Annotated in this window: 17 protein-coding genes; 10 read left to right on the plus strand and 7 right to left on the minus strand. The window is 70.6% G+C overall.

Annotated features, from left to right (window positions below):
• The first annotated feature begins 78 nt into the window (after positions 1-78).
• Genes AC3IF1_RS19300 through cysN form a run of 3 tightly spaced genes read left to right on the plus strand, consistent with a single transcriptional unit; the run spans position 79 to position 3,247 of the window.
• A complete protein-coding gene (locus AC3IF1_RS19300; protein WP_489218909.1) occupies positions 79-903 on the plus strand; it encodes a phosphoadenylyl-sulfate reductase in 825 nt (274 codons plus the stop codon).
• The gene (gene cysD, locus AC3IF1_RS19305) at positions 900-1,844 is read left to right on the plus strand and encodes a sulfate adenylyltransferase subunit CysD (protein WP_489218910.1); all 945 of its coding nucleotides are present in this window, start codon (positions 900-902) and stop codon (positions 1,842-1,844) included. Before AC3IF1_RS19300 ends, cysD begins: the two co-directional genes overlap by 4 nt.
• A complete protein-coding gene (gene cysN / locus AC3IF1_RS19310) occupies positions 1,844-3,247 on the plus strand; it encodes a sulfate adenylyltransferase subunit CysN (RefSeq protein ID WP_489218911.1) in 1,404 nt (467 codons plus the stop codon). The genes cysD and cysN overlap by 1 nt, the downstream gene beginning before the upstream one ends.
• 66 nt (positions 3,248-3,313) lie before the next feature.
• Here the strand turns inward: cysN and AC3IF1_RS19315 are convergent, their stop codons facing one another.
• The 4 genes from AC3IF1_RS19315 to AC3IF1_RS19330 all read right to left on the minus strand — a co-directional run bounded on the left by AC3IF1_RS19315 (position 3,314) and on the right by AC3IF1_RS19330 (position 6,960).
• Positions 3,314-5,107, minus strand: coding sequence for an alpha/beta hydrolase (locus AC3IF1_RS19315; protein WP_489218912.1), 1,794 nt, complete (start codon positions 5,105-5,107; stop codon positions 3,314-3,316).
• Between the two features lie 174 nt (positions 5,108-5,281).
• Entirely contained in the window at positions 5,282-6,301 is a 1,020-nt protein-coding gene (locus AC3IF1_RS19320) for an LLM class flavin-dependent oxidoreductase (RefSeq protein ID WP_489218913.1), read from the minus strand.
• 46 nt (positions 6,302-6,347) lie between these two features.
• Complete coding sequence (locus AC3IF1_RS19325) at positions 6,348-6,674, minus strand: type II toxin-antitoxin system RelE/ParE family toxin (RefSeq protein WP_489218914.1); 327 nt, start codon at positions 6,672-6,674, stop codon at positions 6,348-6,350.
• Between the two features lie 7 nt (positions 6,675-6,681).
• Entirely contained in the window at positions 6,682-6,960 is a 279-nt protein-coding gene (locus tag AC3IF1_RS19330) for a ribbon-helix-helix domain-containing protein (RefSeq protein WP_489218916.1), read from the minus strand.
• Between the two features lie 168 nt (positions 6,961-7,128).
• Here AC3IF1_RS19330 and AC3IF1_RS19335 point away from each other — a divergent pair, with 168 nt between their 5' ends.
• Positions 7,129-8,331: a pyridoxal phosphate-dependent aminotransferase gene (locus AC3IF1_RS19335; protein ID WP_489218917.1), complete on the plus strand. Its 1,203-nt coding sequence runs from the start codon at positions 7,129-7,131 to the stop codon at positions 8,329-8,331.
• Between the two features lie 71 nt (positions 8,332-8,402).
• Here AC3IF1_RS19335 and AC3IF1_RS19340 read toward each other — a convergent pair whose 3' ends face one another.
• The gene (locus AC3IF1_RS19340; protein ID WP_489218919.1) at positions 8,403-8,729 is read right to left on the minus strand and encodes a type II toxin-antitoxin system PemK/MazF family toxin; all 327 of its coding nucleotides are present in this window, start codon (positions 8,727-8,729) and stop codon (positions 8,403-8,405) included.
• A complete protein-coding gene (locus AC3IF1_RS19345; RefSeq protein ID WP_489218920.1) occupies positions 8,726-8,947 on the minus strand; it encodes an antitoxin MazE family protein in 222 nt (73 codons plus the stop codon). Before AC3IF1_RS19345 ends, AC3IF1_RS19340 begins: the two co-directional genes overlap by 4 nt.
• A 96-nt stretch (positions 8,948-9,043) precedes the next feature.
• Here AC3IF1_RS19345 and AC3IF1_RS19350 point away from each other — a divergent pair, with 96 nt between their 5' ends.
• The 3 genes from AC3IF1_RS19350 (at position 9,044) to AC3IF1_RS19360 (ending at position 11,716) form a co-directional block, all read left to right on the plus strand.
• Positions 9,044-9,886 carry a DUF1932 domain-containing protein gene (locus AC3IF1_RS19350; RefSeq protein WP_489218921.1) on the plus strand — a complete coding sequence of 281 codons (843 nt, stop codon included), beginning with the start codon at positions 9,044-9,046 and terminating at the stop codon, positions 9,884-9,886.
• A gap of 412 nt (positions 9,887-10,298) precedes the next feature.
• Complete coding sequence (locus AC3IF1_RS19355; protein ID WP_489218922.1) at positions 10,299-10,652, plus strand: hypothetical protein; 354 nt, start codon at positions 10,299-10,301, stop codon at positions 10,650-10,652.
• Between the two features lie 110 nt (positions 10,653-10,762).
• The gene (locus AC3IF1_RS19360; RefSeq protein ID WP_243969308.1) at positions 10,763-11,716 is read left to right on the plus strand and encodes a DMT family transporter; all 954 of its coding nucleotides are present in this window, start codon (positions 10,763-10,765) and stop codon (positions 11,714-11,716) included.
• Between the two features lie 20 nt (positions 11,717-11,736).
• On the opposite strand, the gene AC3IF1_RS19365 is transcribed toward AC3IF1_RS19360, so the two are convergent.
• Positions 11,737-12,018, minus strand: a complete 282-nt coding sequence (locus AC3IF1_RS19365; RefSeq protein WP_489218924.1) for a hypothetical protein — start codon at positions 12,016-12,018, stop codon at positions 11,737-11,739.
• 334 nt (positions 12,019-12,352) lie between these two features.
• Here AC3IF1_RS19365 and ileS point away from each other — a divergent pair, with 334 nt between their 5' ends.
• The 3 genes from ileS (at position 12,353) to AC3IF1_RS19380 (ending at position 16,930) form a co-directional block, all read left to right on the plus strand.
• Positions 12,353-15,382 (plus strand): isoleucine--tRNA ligase, encoded by a 3,030-nt coding sequence (gene ileS / locus AC3IF1_RS19370; RefSeq protein ID WP_489218925.1) that lies wholly within the window; start codon positions 12,353-12,355, stop codon positions 15,380-15,382.
• A gap of 208 nt (positions 15,383-15,590) precedes the next feature.
• A complete protein-coding gene (lspA, locus tag AC3IF1_RS19375) occupies positions 15,591-16,106 on the plus strand; it encodes a signal peptidase II (protein ID WP_489220420.1) in 516 nt (171 codons plus the stop codon).
• A gap of 161 nt (positions 16,107-16,267) precedes the next feature.
• Positions 16,268-16,930, plus strand: a complete 663-nt coding sequence (locus AC3IF1_RS19380; protein ID WP_243970313.1) for a hypothetical protein — start codon at positions 16,268-16,270, stop codon at positions 16,928-16,930.
• The last annotated feature ends 38 nt before the right edge of the window (positions 16,931-16,968 follow it).

Below are 16,968 nucleotides of genomic sequence, written 5' to 3' on the forward strand. Positions count from 1 at the left end.
GAACATCTCGACCCCTCGACAACGGGGTGCGGCACCGACCGCGTCCTTATTCCTTCACGAACCCCGGGACATGGTGCGATGACCCGTCTTGACCGACAGACGGCCGAAGCCCTCGCGGAGCGGCTGTCTGGGCTCGACCTTCCAGGCCGCCTTCACGCGATCGCCGCCGCGATTCCCGGCCGCCTCGTCTTCACCACGAGCCTCGGCGTCGAGGATCAGGCGCTCACGTACGCGCTGGCCATGGCGGGCCTGGCCAAGGGGCTGACGAAGGGTCGGATCGCGATCGTCACCCTCGATACCGGCCGCCTGTTCGCCGAGACCTACGACACCTGGGCCGAGACCGAATCGGCCTACGGCATCCGGATCACCGCCTACGCGCCCGAGCGCGCCGCCGCGGAGGATTTCGTGCGGGACGAGGGCATCAACGGCTTCCGGCGCTCGGTGGCCGCCCGGCAGGCCTGCTGCGGCTTCCGCAAGGTCGAGCCCCTGGGCCGCGCCCTAGAGGGCGCCAGCGGCTGGCTCACGGGTCTGCGGGCCGGCCAATCGGCCAACCGCGCCGAGACGCCGCTCGCCGAATTCGACCCCGCGCGCAACCTGATCAAGCTGAACCCCCTGGCCGATTGGACGCGGGCGCAGGTCGACAGCTTCGTGCGCGACAATTTCGTGCCCTACAACGTGCTGCACGACCGCGGCTTCCCGTCGATCGGCTGCGCCCCCTGCACCCGCGCGGTGAAGCTCGGCGAGCCGGAGCGCGCCGGCCGCTGGTGGTGGGAGCAGGAAGACAAGAAGGAGTGCGGCCTGCATGTCGGCCAGCCCTCCGCGTCGGTGCAACCGGGCCAGGAGCCCGCAATCTTCGAAAGCAATTCAGACGTGAAGACCCGCCAGCCGGAGTTCGCCCGATGAGCGCCGCCCTCGCCGCCGCCGTGCAGCCGAGCGCCCCCGCCGACCGCCTCAGCCACCTCAAGCGGCTGGAGGCCGAGGCCATCCACATCTTTCGGGAGACGGTCGCCGAGGCCGAGAACCCGGTGATGCTCTACTCGATCGGCAAGGATTCCTCGGTGCTGCTGCACCTGGCTCTCAAGGCCTTCGCGCCCGGGCGGCTGCCGTTCCCCCTGCTCCACGTCGACACCACGTGGAAGTTCCGCGAGATGATCGCCTTCCGCGACGCCCGCGCCAAGGAACTCGACCTCGATCTTCTGGTCCATACCAACCCGGACGGGCTCGCCCGCGGGGTCGGGCCGGTGAGCCATGGCTCCGAGGTCCATACCGACGTGATGAAGACGCAGGCGCTGCGGCAGGCCCTCGACAAGTACAAGTTCGACGCCGCCTTCGGGGGCGCCCGCCGGGACGAGGAGGCGAGCCGCGCCAAGGAGCGGATCATCTCGTTGCGCACCGCGCAGCACCGCTGGGACCCCAAGCGCCAGCGCGCGGAGCCCTGGCACCTCTACAACCTCAAGAAGAAGCGCGGCGAGTCCCTGCGGGTGTTTCCGCTCTCGAACTGGACCGAGCTCGATATCTGGCTCTACATCGAGCAGGAAAACATTCCGATCGTGCCGCTCTACTTCGCGAAAGAGCGCCCCATGGTGGAGCGCGATGGCCAGCTGATCATGGTTGACGACGACCGCCTGCCCCTGGAGCCCGGCGAGGTTCCGCAGCAGCGCCTCGTCCGGTTCCGGACGCTCGGCTGCTACCCGCTGACCGGCGCGGTGGAGAGCGACGCGGCGACGCTGCCCGAGATCGTCGGCGAGACGCTGGCGGCGCGCACCTCGGAGCGCCAGGGCCGGGTGATCGACAAGGACGGTGCGGGCGCCATGGAGCGCAAGAAGCAGGAGGGCTATTTCTGATGACGGTGCACCAGGCTCCCACCGCGTTCGGTGACCGTGCCGCCACCTATCAGGCGTTCCTGGCCGCCCACCAGAACAAGGCCGTGCTGCGCTTCATCGCCTGCGGCTCCGTGGATGACGGCAAGTCGACGCTGATCGGCCGGCTCCTGCACGACACCAAGCAGATCTTCGACGACCAGATCTCGGCGCTCCAGCGCGACTCGCGCAAGCACGGGACGCAGGGTGCGGAGATGGACCTCGCGCTGCTGGTGGACGGCCTCCAGGCCGAGCGCGAGCAGGGCATCACCATCGACGTCGCCTATCGGTTCTTCTCCACTGACACGCGCTCGTTCATCGTGGCCGACACCCCCGGCCACGAGCAGTACACCCGCAACATGGCCACCGGCGCCTCGACGGCGGACGTGGCGGTGATCCTGGTGGATGCCCGTCAGGGGCTCACCCGCCAGACCCGGCGCCACGCGCTGCTGGTCTCGAATCTCGGGATCCGCCGGGTCGTGCTGGCGGTGAACAAGATGGACCTCGCCGGCTGGGCGCAGGGCACCTTCGACGGCATCGTGGCGGGTTTTTCCGACTTCGCCCGGGGGCTGAATTTCTCCGAGGTCAAGGCGATCCCGCTCTCGGCCAAGAACGGCGACAACGTCGTGGAGGCCGGGGTCGCGGCGCCCTGGTACACGGGCGGTCCGCTGCTCCGCTACCTGGAGACCGTGCCGGTCCACGCGGAGGCGCTGAACGCGCCGTTCCGGATGGCGGTTCAGTGGGTCAACCGGCCCAATTCCGAGTTCCGCGGCTATAGCGGCCGGATCGGCAGCGGCCGGGTCCGCCCGGGCGATTCCGTGACGGTCCAGCCCTCCGGCCGGACCTCCACGGTGGCGCGGATCTACACCGCCGACGGCGACCTGGCGGAGGCCGGCGAGGACGAGTCGGTCACCCTGGTGCTCGCCGACCAGATCGACGCCTCCCGCGGGCAGGTGATCGTCGCGACGGACGCGCCGATGCGGGTCACCGAGACGCTGGACGCCCGCCTGTTCTGGGCGGCCGAGACCGATCTCAGCCCGGGCGCCAGCCTGTTCGCCAAGATCGGCACCGCCACGGTCACCGCGACCGTGGAGCGGATCGTCTCGCGGATCGACCCGGAGACCGGCAAGCCCGGCCCGGCCGAGCGCCTGTCGGCCAACGACATCGCCGACGTGTCCCTGCGCCTCGACCGGCCGGTGGCGGTGGACGCCTACGCGGAGAATCGCGAGACCGGCAGCCTGATCCTGATCGACCGCGAGACCACCGATACGGCGGCCTTGGGGCTGGTTCTGGCACCCACGATCCAGGCGTCCCAGCCGGCGGCTTCACAGGCTGGCGAGAAGGGACCGAGCCTGCTCGGTCGCCTCGGACGGTTGTTCGGGCGCTGAGCATCCGGGGCGCCGGACGGACATCCGCTCCGTCGCCCCGGAACGCCTGCGTTCACAGCCTTCGCATCACACCCGCAGCACGATGAAGCGGAGCACGAGGATCGCGAGCAACAGGCCGAAGAGGCCGCCGTGGGACCAAGCGAGGTAGCAGGCGAGACCGCCGGCGAGGACGAGCGCCGGCAGGCCGATCCGCAGCCTGCCGAGGATCGCGAGGGTCGGATCGGGGGCCGTATCGTGAAGACCCGGCACCGTCCGCGTCGGGTTGGGCGGAAAGGGTTTCCCGCCCACGATGAAAGCGGCGATCTCGGGCCAGTGCGCCTCCCCGATCCCGGCCCCGTGTCCGCCCAGGAGGTAGCGGTACTCGGTGAGGGCCGGCCGCAGCCCGGCATCCCGGAAGCCGTCGAAGCCCGCGCCCCCGAGATCGAATGCGCGGATCCACTCGACACTCTTCGGCAGCAGGGCGACCACCCAATCGTCGGCCGCCACAATATTCTGGAAGGCCGTGATGCGTCCATTATTGAGCATCTGCGCCCACGGGTAGTCGCGGCGCACGACGCTGCCGGCAAACAGGACGTGCCTGAAGTGGATCGCCGGATAGTCGGTCAGCGCCCGCGCGGCGAGGTACGTGCCGTTCGAGTGCCCGACATAGTGAAAGTCGGATTTCGGGTACTGCGCGAAGGCCGTCACATACTGATCGGCGAACCACTCGACCTTCTCGCGCCGGATCCACGGCAGCACGAACGGCAGCATCGCGAAGTAGCCGTAGCTGGGCGTCCAGCTTCGGAACTGCGTGACCCCGCTCTCGGCCTTGCCGCCATTGTCCCGGACCTTCTCGGCGATCCGGTGCGTCCAGAATCCGTCGTCGCGGATGCCGTGGATCACGAACACCGTGTTGCCGACATCGAAATCGACGGCGTCGATCTCATCGACGAGCAGGGCCGGATCGAGGGCGGCCTTCGCCAAGGTGGGGCGCGTGGCCGTCAGGGCCGTTTGGACCAGATGCCCGCGCCGGAGGGCGGCCGGATCGCCCGTGAGCGTGATCGCCTGTGCATGGTCGGTGTCGGGCAACTCGATCAGGAAGTAGTCCTGCTGGGTCGGACCGGCGGGGGCTGCGGTGTAGCCGGTCTCCTGGAAGGCCCATTTGCTGCCGTCGACCGCGAGGTCGACCTGGTCGACCGGCGAGATCAAGTCGTCCTGCGTGCCGAGCATCTGGATGAGGATCGGGCGGTCCTTGTCGACGAGGTGGGGCGGCGGGTTCCTGCGATAGGCGAGCCAGTGCAGCCGGATCTGCGCCATGAACGGCGCGCCGAGCCGGAAATCGAAGGCGGTCGGGGTCCAGCCTTTCCCCGGCGTCGGAATGTGACCGAACAGGCCGACGAGGTTGAACAGGATGGTGTAGTACCAGCTCATCCGCTCGGAGATCTTCCAGCCGCGGTTGAAGGCTGCGAGCATGACGATGCGCTCGACCTTGTAGGCCCAGTCGCGCGGCCTCTGATGGCCGAGATCGCGCTCCTGCCGGAAGTTGCTGGGCCAGCCGGCCGCGACCAGGAACAGGCGCCGTGCCAGCGTGGCGCCGACGCTGTGGCCGACGAGGACGATCCGGTCGGGCTCGCGCAGGCGCACCTGCTCGTCGATGCCGTCGAGCAGGAGGCCGATGATCGCGCCGGCCCGTGCCCCGGAGAGCCAGCTCCCATGGGGAAGGTCCGGGGCGAAGATCTGTGTATCCGGTCCGTAGGCGATCCGGGCCGCGGCGATGACGTCGCGCAGACGGTGCGCCGAACTTCCGAGACCGTGCACCACAACCACGAGGGTCCGAGCGGCCGGCGCAGCGCGCGCTGGATTCGCGGCAGTCTGGCTCATGGCGGCGCCCGTCCGTTCGGTTTCGGGTGTTTTAACTTCCCGTCGCGGCCTCGTAAATTGATTTCACGGAACAGACGTCTTTTTTGGTGAGGCGTTGGCCCGTATCCATGCGCCAGATAGAAGGTATCTGGGGCGCAATTGGCCGTATTCCGCCGGGATAGAGTGCGGGATTCCCTATCCGACGGTCCCCGCAAGGCCCCAGGCCCGCGCCAGCAACGTGTAGGATTCCCGCCGCGCCGCCTGGTCGGGAATCGCCGAGACGATCATCAGCGCGTCCGCTTGCGTGTGCTCGACCAGCTCCGCAAGTCGCGCCCGCAGGGTCTCGGGGTCGCCCACGTGCAGCTTGTCACGGCCGCGCTCGATTTGGGCCCGCTCGGCCTCGGAATATGGATAGGCCAGCGCCTCCGCGAGGCTCGGCAGCGGCCGGTACTCCCCCCGCTCCCGTCGGAGCGTCGACAGGCGGGCGCTCGCGGCCAGCCGCTCGGCCTCGGCATCGGTGGCGGCGCAGATCGCCGCCACGGTCAGGATGGCGTGTGGCCGGGCGCCGAGCCGCGTCGGCCGGAACAGGCGGCGATAGGCGAGCATCGGCGCCTCGGCGGGCATCCCGGAGAAGTGCTGCGCGAAGCCGAAGCCGCAGCCGATCTCGCCGGCGAGCTGGGCGCTGTAGTCGGAGGAGCCGAGCAGGAAGAGCGGCGGCAGCCTCACATCCGCCGGGCTCGCCGTGATCCGGGCGAACGGGTGCCCCTCCGGGAAGCCCGCGTCCCAGAACAGCAGCTCCTGCAGGCGGTCGAGGAAGTCGTCGTTGCCGCCCTCCCCCGGCGCCTCCCGGCGGCGCAGCGCCCGGGCCGTGAGGCCGTCGGTGCCCGGCGCGCGCCCGAGGCCGAGATCGATCCGGCCGGGAAACAGCGCCTCCAGCACCCGGAAGCGCTCGGCCACCATCAGCGGCGCGTGGTTCGGCAGCATGATCCCGCCCGAGCCGACCCGGAGATGGCGGGTCGCGGCGGCGATCTGGCCGATCATGATCTCGGGAGCCGGGCTCGCCACGTTCGGCAGCGCGTGGTGCTCGGCGAGCCAGTAGCGGGTGTAGCCCAGCCCATCGACGTGCCGGGCGAGCGCCAGGGTGTCGTGCAGCGCCTGCGCCGGGGTCGAATCGGCGCTGACGAAGGAGAGGTCGAGGACGGAGAGCGGGGTCATGCCGAGAGAGATGGGTGTGCGGGCCGGGCGGTGCGAGGGCGCTGCGTTACGAGGACGGCCCACGCGGTTCGTCCCCTGTCCCATCCCCGTAGAACGCCGCGACGTCACGTCCGCCGTAGAAGACATTGAAGATGCGAACGGCTCCGCGCTCCACACGGTATGTGATGACCGCGGACCGCTCGAATGACACCGTCCGCAGACCTTCCAGGAGATCGTCGCGGGGCCGGCCCGCATGCGGCGCGTCACCGATGCGATCACACCGGTCCTTGATCCGCTGCGTGAACCGCCGCGCCGTCACGATGTCCTGGCTCCGATGCAGGATCGTTCGAAAGATATCGGCGAGGTCGGTTCGCGCCTGCGGGCGGAACACCACCGGCAGTCTACGCACGACGGAAGTCGCGCTCTGCTTCGGCGAACACCCTCTCGAGATCCTCCTGAACCTCGTCGATGCTCAGATCGGGCCGCGGATCGTCCAATGATTTCCGGATGCGGGCGCGGATGGCATCGAGCCGTTCGGCATCCTCCCGGCGCTGGCGCTGCAGGGCGTGCACGGCCTCGTCGAGGAGCGCGTCCACGGAGGCGTACTCGCCGGCCTCGACGCTCGCGCGCACGGCGCGGAGCGTGTCCGGCGCCAGGGTAATGCTGATCGTCTCGCCCATCGGCAGGGCCTCGCGTTCCGTCCCGAGTCTCGACCATGGTAGCAGAGAACGCGGGTCCGCGCGCCGCCCCGGCGTCCCGTGCTTGCCGGCTCAGCGTCCCCGGCCTAGGGTCCCGCCGCGCCGCGGAGCCGCGGCATCCGATCTCGAAAAACCGGAGCATCGCCCATCATGGCTCTCCTCGCCGACGTCCTCTCGCGGGTGAAGCCGTCCGCGACCATCGTGATGACCCAGAAGGCCCGGGACCTGAAGGCGTCCGGCGTCGACGTCATCAGCCTGTCGGTGGGCGAGCCGGATTTCGACACGCCGGACCACATCAAGCAGGCCGCGATCGAGGCGATCCACCGCAACGAGACCCGCTACCCGCCGGTCTCCGGCATCGCGCCCCTGCGCGAGGCGATCGTGCGCAAGTTCAAGCGCGAGAACGGGCTCGACTACAAGATTTCTCAGACCATCGTGGGCACCGGCGGCAAGCAGGTGCTGTACAACGCGTTCCTCGCCACCCTGAACCCCGGCGACGAGGTCGTGATCCCCCGCCCCTACTGGGTGTCCTATCCGGAGATGGTCGGGCTGTGCGGCGGCACCCCGGTCTTCGCCGACACCGACATGGACCACGGCTTCAAGCTCCAGCCGGAGGAGCTCGACCGGGTGCTGACCCCGAAGACCAAGTGGATCGTCCTGAACTCACCCTCGAACCCGTCCGGGGCCGCCTACACGCGCGACGAGATGAAGGCGCTCACCGACGTGCTGCTGCGCTATCCCGACGTGCACATCCTGACCGACGACATCTACGAGCACCTGACCTACGGCGACTTCGAATTCGTCACCCCGGCCCAGGTCGAGCCGCAGCTGATCGAGCGCACGCTGACGATGAACGGCGTCTCGAAGGGCTACGCCATGACCGGCTGGCGGATCGGCTACGCGGCCGGACCCGAAAAACTCATCAAGGCGATGGACTTCGTGCAGGGCCAGCAGACCTCGGGCGCCACCACGATCGCGCAATGGGCCGCGGTCGCCGCTCTCGACGGGCCGCAGGATCACCTCGCCACGTTCCGCGCGGCCTTCCAGGGCCGGCGCGACCTCGTCGTGTCGATGCTCAACCAGACCAACGGCCTGACCTGCCCGACGCCGGAGGGCGCCTTCTACGTCTACCCGTCCTGCGCGGCGCTGATCGGCAAGAGGACGGAGGCCGGCAAGACCATCGAGACCGACGAGGATTTCGTCACCGAGTTGCTCCAGGCCGAGGGCGTGGCCGCGGTGCACGGCTCGGCCTTCGGGCTCGGCCCGAACCTGCGCATCTCCTACGCGACCTCCAACGCGGTGCTGGAGGAAGCCTGCCGGCGGATCCAGCGGTTCTGCGGCTCGCTGCGGTAGCGTCTCGAACGGGGGGCCGTACGCCTCCGTCCCGCCGAGCCACGGAGGCCGCCGCAAACGGAATCGCCTGATCAGTCGGCGATTCCGAGCACGAGGGCGAGCATCCGGTTCAGGGTGGTGAGGGTATCGCGCTCCAATCGGCCGATGGGGGCGCTGCATTTCGCGCGTGGCATCGCGATGATCTTGTCGGTCATGATCTGCGAGACGCTTCGCAATCCGTTGGCCGCCGTCGGTTCGACGGTCAGACGGAAAAGAGGCGCATTCCGAAGCGTACTCGTGAGCAGGCAGACGAGGAGACTGTCGGTCTCGACGAGCCAGTCGGACTGGACGACGAGGGCGGGACGCGGTTTGCCGTAGGCACCGGGTGGTGAGACGGTGACGATGTCGCCGCGCGTCACGGTTCGGGCCAATCGAAGGCCGCTGCGATGAAGTCCAGGGCTTCGGCCTCCTCGGGCGCGCCCTTCAGGAGCGCGGCCTGCCGGGCGGCTTCCTCCCTGAAGCCCGGCACGGACGGATCCGGAACCCAGATGCGCACGAGCTTCATGCCGTCACGCCGCAGGGCACGATGATAGCGCTGGGCCTTCGACTGGCCTTCCCGGGGCTTGATCTGGGGCATGGTGTGGCGGGTCCGATCGCGCGCCGTGCCTCATGCTAGTCCTCGGCCGCGCTCCTGACTACCATGTCCGGCTCCTGAGTTATCGTGAGCCATTCCATGCCCACCATCGCGGTGATCGCCCCCGGCGCCATGGGCAGCGCCGTCGGGGCCCGGCTTGTCCAGCACGGCGCCCGCGTCCTGACCGCCCTCGACGGGCGAGGGGCCGCGAGCCGGGCCCGGGCCGAGGCCGCCGGGATGGTCCACGCGGCGGATGCCGACCTCGCCGCCGCCGACCTCGTGCTCTCGATCGTGCCCCCCGCCGACGCGGAGGCGCTGGCCCTCCGGCTCGCGCCCGCCCTGGCGGCCGCCCCACGCAAGCCGGTCTACATCGACGCCAACGCCGTCAGCCCGGATACGGTCGGCCGCATCGCCGGGATCGTCGCCGCCACCGGCGCGCCGTTCCTCGACGGGGCGATCCTGGGCCTGCCGCCGCAGCCCGGCACTAAGGGGCCGCGCGTCTACGTCTCGGGCGCCGACACCGCCCCGGCCCTGGTCCTGCGCGATCTAGGCCTCGACCTGCGCGTCTGCCCCGGGGATGTCGGCGCCGCCTCCAGCCTGAAGATGAGCTATGCCGGCCTCAACAAGGGCCTGACGGCGCTCGCCGCGATCATGATCCTGGCCGCCGAGCGCGCCGGGGCCGGCCCGGCCCTCCTAGCCGAACTCGCCGAGAACGAGCCGGCGCTGCTGGCCCGCTTCGCCAAGGGCCTGCCCGACATGGCGCCGAAGGCCTACCGCTGGGCGCCCGAGATGGCGGAGATCGCCGACTTCCTCGGTGCGGACGCGGCCGGCCGGCAGGTCTTCACCGGCTATGCCGGCCTCTACCGGCACCTCGCCGCACAGGCCGGCGAGGCCGACATCGCGGCCCTGATGCGCTTCGCCGCGGCCGCCGTGACGCGCTGATCGCCGCGGGGGGCGCCGAAACGATCCCGCCTCTGTTGCCGGCTCGGCTGTCAGCCTCTACACGGGCTGTCCCCGGCCGCCGATGCGCCTGAAGGTTTCGCGAGCCCGCTCGGGCCTGCATGGCAGCGGGGTCGGTAGTGACGGGGCGGTCCGGACCAGTTCTCTGGGCCGTTCCTGTGAGGCTCAGTGGGCCGAGTCGCTGCAGGAGTGTCGGGAGCGCGGGGAACAGGAACCGCGGGTTCGGCGCAAGGCCCACATCGCTTCCCCCGTTCGACACCCGGCAGCGCGGACCTGACCCGTTCCGGGACGGGCCCGCCCGGGGCGATTGCGGCTTCGTTCACGCTCCGGGGCGATGATGCCAGGAGGCCGGGGATCCGGTCCGGCGTAACCGCGTTCTTTCGGGCCTGAGATCATGCGAGCCCTGCTCACCGGCGGCATCAAGGCGATCCTGGCGGTCGCCGCGCTGTCCACCGCCGCCCATTGGACCCTGCGCGTGCAGAGGGAGGCCGCGCTCCCCGTTGCGGCCGCCGCCGCGTCCGAGCCGGCCGTGACGGGATCGATCGAGCCCCGTCGGGTCGAGCGTCCGCTCGCCGCCGCGGGCGCTCCGCCCGCCCCGGTGGTGCCGGCGGCGGGGATCGGTCCGGTCTCGGGTCTCGACCAGACGCACCTCGCCACCCTGATCGCCGGCGCGACGCCGTCGAAGCCGAAGCTCGCCAAGGCGGCGACCCGGACCGCGTCGGCCGAGAAGGTCGCGGCCAAGCGCTGAGCCGGCCGCCTGCCGACCGTGCCGCCTGCATGGTTCCCCTGCAAGCCGGCCGATACCCGAGCGGGCGCGCGCGTGGCAGGAGTATCGGCCTCCAGCGAGGTTGAGCCGAGATGCGCACGCGGGTCGCGACGTCCGTTACCGATGACATCGCCCCCGCGCGCCCCGCCCCCGACGCGGATCTCGCCGGCCGCCGGAGGCTCGTCGGCATCGCGCTGATGTGCGGGGCGGTCGCCTTCTTCGCGAGCCTCGACGCCTGCGGCAAGACGCTGGCCCGGGCCGGGGTCGACCCGCTGGTCACCACCTTCATGCGCTACGCGGCGAGCGTCGCCATGATCTCGCTGTTCATCAACCCGGTGCGCACCCCCGCCGTGGTGAAGAGCCGGCGGCTGCCGCTGCAGATCATCCGCTCGCTGCTGCTCTTCGCCTCCACGGCCCTGAACTTCCTGGCCCTGCGCTACCTGCAGATGGCCGAGACGATCTCGATCCAGTTCGCCGCGCCGCTGACGGTGGCTCTGCTCGCCGGGCCGCTGCTGGGCGAATGGTCCTCCCGGGCGCGGATGGCGGCGATCGGCGTCGGTTTCCTCGGCGTGCTGGTGATCGTGCGCCCGGGGGTCGGCGGGATGCACCCGGCCGCGCTCCTATGCGTGGCCAACGTGGTCGTCTACGCCTTCTACGCGATCATCACGCGCAAGCTCGCGGCCTACGATTCCACCGCCACCACCATGTTCTACACCGGGCTCGCGGGCCTCGGCCTGATGGCCCCGCTCCTGCCGTGGATCTGGTCGAGCCCGGCCAGCCTGACCCAGTGGGCGCTGCTGCTCGGGGTCGCCCTGTTCGGGACGCTGGGCCACTGGCTGCTGGTGCTGGCCCATGCCCGGGCGCCGGCCAACGTGCTGGCGCCGTTCATCTACACGCAGCTGCTCTGGTCCGTGACCTTCGGCTTCCTGCTGTTCGGCGACCTGCCGAGCCGCTGGACCGTGGCGGGCGCCATGATCGTGGTCGGCTCCGGCCTGTATCTCCTGGCGCAGGAGACGATCCGCCGGGAGGCGCGGCCGGCCGCCTGAGGCGACCGGCCGGGATCAGCTCAGCGACCAAGGCGCTCCTGGCGGTCCATCCGATCCTCGCGGCGCTCTTCGCGGCGATCCTCGCGGGCGCGGCGGGCCGGATCCGGATCGGTGCCGAGCACGCCGCCGACGGTGCCGGTGGCCGCGCCCATGGCACCGCCGACGACCCCGCCCACCGGGCCGGCCGCGGCCGCACCGTCCTCGGCGCCGCGCTGGGCGCCGCGGGCCGTGCCCTGGGCCTGCGCGGCACCCGCGAAGGCCAGCGGCGCCAGGGCGAGGGTCGTGATCAGAAGCTTCTTCATGGGGGTTTCTCCGGTCTTCCTCTGGGACGGCTCCGCGCCGCCTCGGGCGCGGAGGATGTCCGGGTCAACGGCCCAGGCGCCGAAAGGTCTCATCCGCGCTCGCATTCGCGTGATCGGCCCTGCCGCTGGCCTCGGGCCGGGGCGGCTGATAGAGAACGCGTCATGCCCGCTTCGTGCGCCCCGCGCGGCCCCGGCCGCCCGATTCGAATTACCGGCCCGGCCTCCGCCTGAGGGCCCGCTTCGGCGCGGCCGCGCGGAGGTCCGGGATCCTCCTGCCGCCTGACCCGAACCTGCCGGCCGTCCGCCGCCGGCCCGACCGCCGATGCGAGATCCGATGACCACCCCCGAGACTGCGCCCGCCGCGCCCGCCCGCGATTATTCCAAGACCCTGTTCCTGCCGCAGACCGAATTCCCGATGCGCGCCGGCCTGCCGGTCCGCGAGCCGCTCCTCATCGCGCGCTGGAACGAGATCGACCTCTACGGCAAGCTGCGCGCCCGCGGCCGGGGCCGGCCGAAATTCGTGCTGCACGACGGCCCGCCCTACGCCAACGGCAACATCCACATCGGCACAGCGCTCAACAAGATCCTGAAGGACGTCGTGGTGCGCTCGCAAGGCGCGCTCGGCTTCGACGCCAACTACGTCCCGGGCTGGGACTGTCACGGCCTGCCGATCGAGTGGAAGATCGAGGAGCAGTACCGCGCCAAGGGCCGCAACAAGGACGACGTGCCGGTGATCGAGTTCCGTCAGGAATGCCGGACCTTCGCGGCGCACTGGCTCGACGTGCAGCGGGAGGAATTCAAGCGCCTCGGCGGCACCGGCGACTGGGACCACCCCTACGCCACCATGGCCTACCCGGCCGAGGCGGTGATCGCCGACGAGCTGATGAGGTTCTCGATGTCGGGCCAGCTCTACCGGGGCTCGAAGCCGGTGATGTGGTCGGTGGTCGAGAAGACCGCGCTCGCCGAGGCCGAGGTCGAGTACGAGGAGCATGTCAGCGACACGATCTTTTGTGCGTTTCCGATCGTCCGGAGATCGGACAAGCGGATGGCGAAGTTTTACGACCGAGACACGCCCGCGGAAATCACCCCAAGTTCCGATCCGCTACTGAAAGACGCTTCGGTGGTCATCTGGACCACGACGCCCTGGACTATCCCAGGCAACCGAGCAGTCGCTTACTCGCGCAAGCTTCGGTACGGGGTCTATCAGGTGACGGCGGCGCCGGAGGGAAACTGGGCTAAGGTCGGGAACACTTACGTCCTTTCCGATACTTTGGCCGGCACAGTGTTTAAGGCGGCCAAGGTCGAGGCCTTCGAGCGCCTGGGCGACTTCTCACTCGATGATGTGGCTTGGTTGAAGCACCCGCTAGCTGGCCGCGGCTACGACTTCCCCGTCCCGATGCTCGACGGCGACCACGTCACGGACGAGTCTGGCACCGGCTTCGTCCACACGGCGCCGGGCCACGGCCGCGAGGATTTCGAGTTGTGGATGGCGAGCGGCCGTCTGCTCGCCGAGCGCGGCATCGACCCGGCCATCCCCTACACGGTGGATGCCGACGGCGCCCTGACCAAGGCCGCCCCCGGCTTCGAGGGCAAGCGCGTCCTGACCGACAAGGGCGAGAAGGGCGACGCCAACAAGGCGGTCATCGCCGCGCTCACCGAGGCCGGGGCGCTCGTCGCCCGCGGCGTGCTGCGCCACCAGTACCCACATTCCTGGCGCTCCAAGAAGCCGGTGATTTTTCGCAATACGCCGCAATGGTTCATCGCCATGGACCGGCCGGTGGACAGCCTCGGCAACCGATCCCTGCGCGAGGTCGCGCTCCGGGGCATCGACGAGACGCAATGGGTCCCGCCGCAAGGCAAGAACCGCATCACCGGCATGGTCGCGAACCGGCCGGACTGGGTGGTCTCGCGCCAGCGCGCCTGGGGCGTGCCGATCACCGTCTTCGTCCACCGGGAGACCGGTGAGATCCTGAAGGACGCGGCCGTCAACGCCCGCATCCGCGACGCCTTCGCCACGGAGGGCGCCGACGCGTGGTTCCGGGACGATGCCGCCGCGCGGTTCCTCGCGCCCGACCACGACCCGGCGTCTTACGAAAAAGTCACCGACGTCCTCGACGTCTGGTTCGATTCGGGCTCGACCCACGCCTTCGTGCTGGACGATCCGGAGGCCTTCCCGGGGCTGGCCGGGGTGCGGCGGGTCCGCGACGGCGGCCAGGACCGGGTGATGTACCTGGAGGGGTCGGACCAGCACCGGGGCTGGTTCCAGTCCTCGCTGCTCGAATCCTCCGGCACCCGCGGCCGGGCGCCCTACGACATCGTCCTGACCCATGGCTTCGTCCTCGACGCCAAGGGCCTGAAGATGTCGAAGTCGAAGGGCAACGTCGTCGCGCCCCAGAGCGTGATCAAGGATTCGGGCGCCGACATCCTGCGCCTGTGGGTGGCGGCCTCGGACTATACCGACGACCTGCGCATCGGACCGGAGATCATCAAGACGTTTGCGGAGACCTACCGCAAGCTGCGCAACTCCCTGCGCTGGATGCTCGGTTCCCTGGCGCATCGGGTGCCGGGCGATGACGTCGAGTTCCAAAAAATGCCGGAGCTGGAGCGGCTGATCCTGCACCGGCTGGCCGAGCTCGACGGCGAGATCCGCGAGGCCTACGCGACCTTCGACACCAAGCGGGTGGTGGCGCTGCTCAACGGCTTCATGACCGGCGACCTGTCGTCCTTCTACTTCGACGTGCGCAAGGACGCCCTGTACTGCGATCCCGTCTCCTCGGTCCGCCGCCGGGCGGCCCTGCAGGTGATCGACGCGGCGTTCCACCGGGCGGCGATCTGGCTCGCCCCGGTGCTGGCCTTCACCGCCGAGGAGGCGTGGCTCGACCGCTACCCGTCCGCGGATGGCTCCGTGCATCTCCAGACGCTGCCGGACACCCCGGCCGCATGGCGCGACGACGCCCTCGCGGAGCGCTGGCAGAAAATCCGGCGGGTGCGGCGGGTGGTCACCGGCGCCCTGGAGATCGAGCGCGCGGCCAAGCGGATCGGCGCGAGCCTGGAGGCGGCGCCGACCGTCTACGTGGCCGATCCCGAGCTTCTGGCCGCGCTGGAGGGCTGCGCCTTCGCCGATACCTGCATCACCTCGGACATCACCGTGGTGGCGGGCGAGGGCCCGGCCGACGCCTTCCGCCTCGACGAGGTCCGCGGCGTCGCCGTGGTCCCGAGCCCGGCCGAGGGGCGCAAATGCGCCCGCTCCTGGCGGGTCAGCCCGGACGTGGGCAGCGATCCGGATTTTCCCGACGTGACCCCCCGCGACGCCCAGGCCCTGCGCGAGTGGGACGCGGCGCATCCGGAGGCGAGCGCGGCGTGAGATCGCTCGCGACATCGCCCTCCCCCCTCTGCGGGGGAGGGTGGCCCCCGAAGGGGGTCGGGAGAGGGGAGCGCGGCTTCAAGAGAGGGCGCGACCGACATGAAGGACACTGCGTTCTTCTGCCCCGGCGCTCCCCTCTCCCCCCCTGCTTCGCAGGGTACCCTCCCCCGCAGAGGGGGGAGGGAGACGCGTGCTGGGTCCGTCGCCCATGACCCCCGCCCGCGCCGGCCTGCTGGCCCTCCTCCTCACCCTGGTGCTCGACCAAGCCTCCAAGCTCGGGCTCTATGTCGGCACCGACCTCGTCCTGACCCAGCCCTGGCGGCTGGCGCCCTTCGCCGACTTCGTGGTGGTCTGGAACCGGGGCGTCTCCTACGGGCTGTTCCAGCAGGAGGGCGGGCTCGGGCGCTGGCTCCTCGTGGTCCTGTCGCTCGCCGCCGCCCTCGGGCTCGGGATCTGGATGATGCGGGCGGGCTCGCGGCTCCTCGCGGTCGCCCTCGGGCTGATCGTCGGCGGCGCGCTCGGCAACGCCGTCGACCGGGCCGTCTACGGGGCGGTGTTCGACTTCGTCCACCTGCATGCCGGCGGCTGGTCCTGGTACGTGTTCAACGTGGCCGACGCGGCGATCGTGGCCGGGGTGATCGGCCTGATCCTCGACAGCCTGTCCCCGGCCGGCCGCAGGGGACGGACGGCGCCCGCGCCGGGCGATCCGGCCCCGCGCCTGTGATCCGTGCGACACAATGGGCGCCCTGCCCGATCGCCCTGGCGCGACGTAGCCAAGGCGCCATACGATCGCCGGAAACCGGTCTCAGGCCGGGACCCGTCGGATCGGGCCGCGCCGCGGCGATCCCTGAGCCGGACTCCCCCGTCCGGAACCCGTGAGGCAGCATGACCGCGCATCGCAGGCTTCGTCTTCTCCTTCCCGCCGCGGTCGCCCTGACGCCGCTCCTCGTGGCCGGTGCCCAGGCGCAGGAGCGTGGCGAGTTCATGCGCGACGCGCTGTCGGGCATCGGGCTGCTGGAGAAGCGCCAGGACCCGATCGACTATCACGAGCGGCCGCCGCTGGTGATGCCGCCCAAGATCGACGGCAAGGCCCTGCCCCAGCCCCGGGCCCGCTCCACCAGCACCGCCTGGCCGAAGGATCCCGAGATCGTGGAGCGCGAGCATGCCGCCGCGGAGCGCCGCCGCCCGACGGGCAGCCAGGCCCGGGGTCGCTACGACGACAACAACGCCACCCTCTCGGTGGACGAGATCCGCAACGGCCGCCGCGCCGGCGCGAACGTGACCACCGAGGCCGAGCGCAAGCCCGGCGACAACAACCGCGACGACAGCCTGCTCAGCCCCTTCGAGCTGTTGAAGGGCAAGAGCGCCAACGCCGAGCCGGCCGACGTGGAGCCGAACCGCGACGTCCTCACGGATCCGCCGACCGGCTACCGGCAATCGCCGAAGAAGCTGGCGCGCCCGCCGTCGAACGACCCGATCAACAACGCCAGCCGCGAGCGCGAAGAGGCGGATCCGCAGGCCTATCTCCGCCAGAGGGCGCAGCAGTAACCGGAGCGCCGTGGCGCTGTTGCAACGGCGGCCCGGCG

This window comes from Methylobacterium sp. E-012 (genome assembly GCF_057836545.1).

What these genes read in the sequence shown, in the direction of transcription:
- AC3IF1_RS19300 (WP_489218909.1), top strand. Translation starts at nt 79, where the DNA reads ATGACCCGTCTTGACCGACAGACGGCCGAAGCCCTCGCGGAGCGGCTG.
- cysD (WP_489218910.1), top strand. Translation starts at nt 900, where the DNA reads ATGAGCGCCGCCCTCGCCGCCGCCGTGCAGCCGAGCGCCCCCGCCGAC.
- cysN (WP_489218911.1), top strand. Translation starts at nt 1,844, where the DNA reads ATGACGGTGCACCAGGCTCCCACCGCGTTCGGTGACCGTGCCGCCACC.
- AC3IF1_RS19315 (WP_489218912.1), bottom strand. Translation starts at nt 5,107, where the DNA reads ATGAGCCAGACTGCCGCGAATCCAGCGCGCGCTGCGCCGGCCGCTCGG.
- AC3IF1_RS19320 (WP_489218913.1), bottom strand. Translation starts at nt 6,301, where the DNA reads ATGACCCCGCTCTCCGTCCTCGACCTCTCCTTCGTCAGCGCCGATTCG.
- AC3IF1_RS19330 (WP_489218916.1), bottom strand. Translation starts at nt 6,960, where the DNA reads ATGGGCGAGACGATCAGCATTACCCTGGCGCCGGACACGCTCCGCGCC.
- AC3IF1_RS19335 (WP_489218917.1), top strand. Translation starts at nt 7,129, where the DNA reads ATGGCTCTCCTCGCCGACGTCCTCTCGCGGGTGAAGCCGTCCGCGACC.
- AC3IF1_RS19345 (WP_489218920.1), bottom strand. Translation starts at nt 8,947, where the DNA reads ATGCCCCAGATCAAGCCCCGGGAAGGCCAGTCGAAGGCCCAGCGCTAT.
- AC3IF1_RS19350 (WP_489218921.1), top strand. Translation starts at nt 9,044, where the DNA reads ATGCCCACCATCGCGGTGATCGCCCCCGGCGCCATGGGCAGCGCCGTC.
- AC3IF1_RS19355 (WP_489218922.1), top strand. Translation starts at nt 10,299, where the DNA reads ATGCGAGCCCTGCTCACCGGCGGCATCAAGGCGATCCTGGCGGTCGCC.
- AC3IF1_RS19360 (WP_243969308.1), top strand. Translation starts at nt 10,763, where the DNA reads ATGCGCACGCGGGTCGCGACGTCCGTTACCGATGACATCGCCCCCGCG.
- AC3IF1_RS19365 (WP_489218924.1), bottom strand. Translation starts at nt 12,018, where the DNA reads ATGAAGAAGCTTCTGATCACGACCCTCGCCCTGGCGCCGCTGGCCTTC.
- ileS (WP_489218925.1), top strand. Translation starts at nt 12,353, where the DNA reads ATGACCACCCCCGAGACTGCGCCCGCCGCGCCCGCCCGCGATTATTCC.
- lspA (WP_489220420.1), top strand. Translation starts at nt 15,591, where the DNA reads ATGACCCCCGCCCGCGCCGGCCTGCTGGCCCTCCTCCTCACCCTGGTG.
- AC3IF1_RS19380 (WP_243970313.1), top strand. Translation starts at nt 16,268, where the DNA reads ATGACCGCGCATCGCAGGCTTCGTCTTCTCCTTCCCGCCGCGGTCGCC.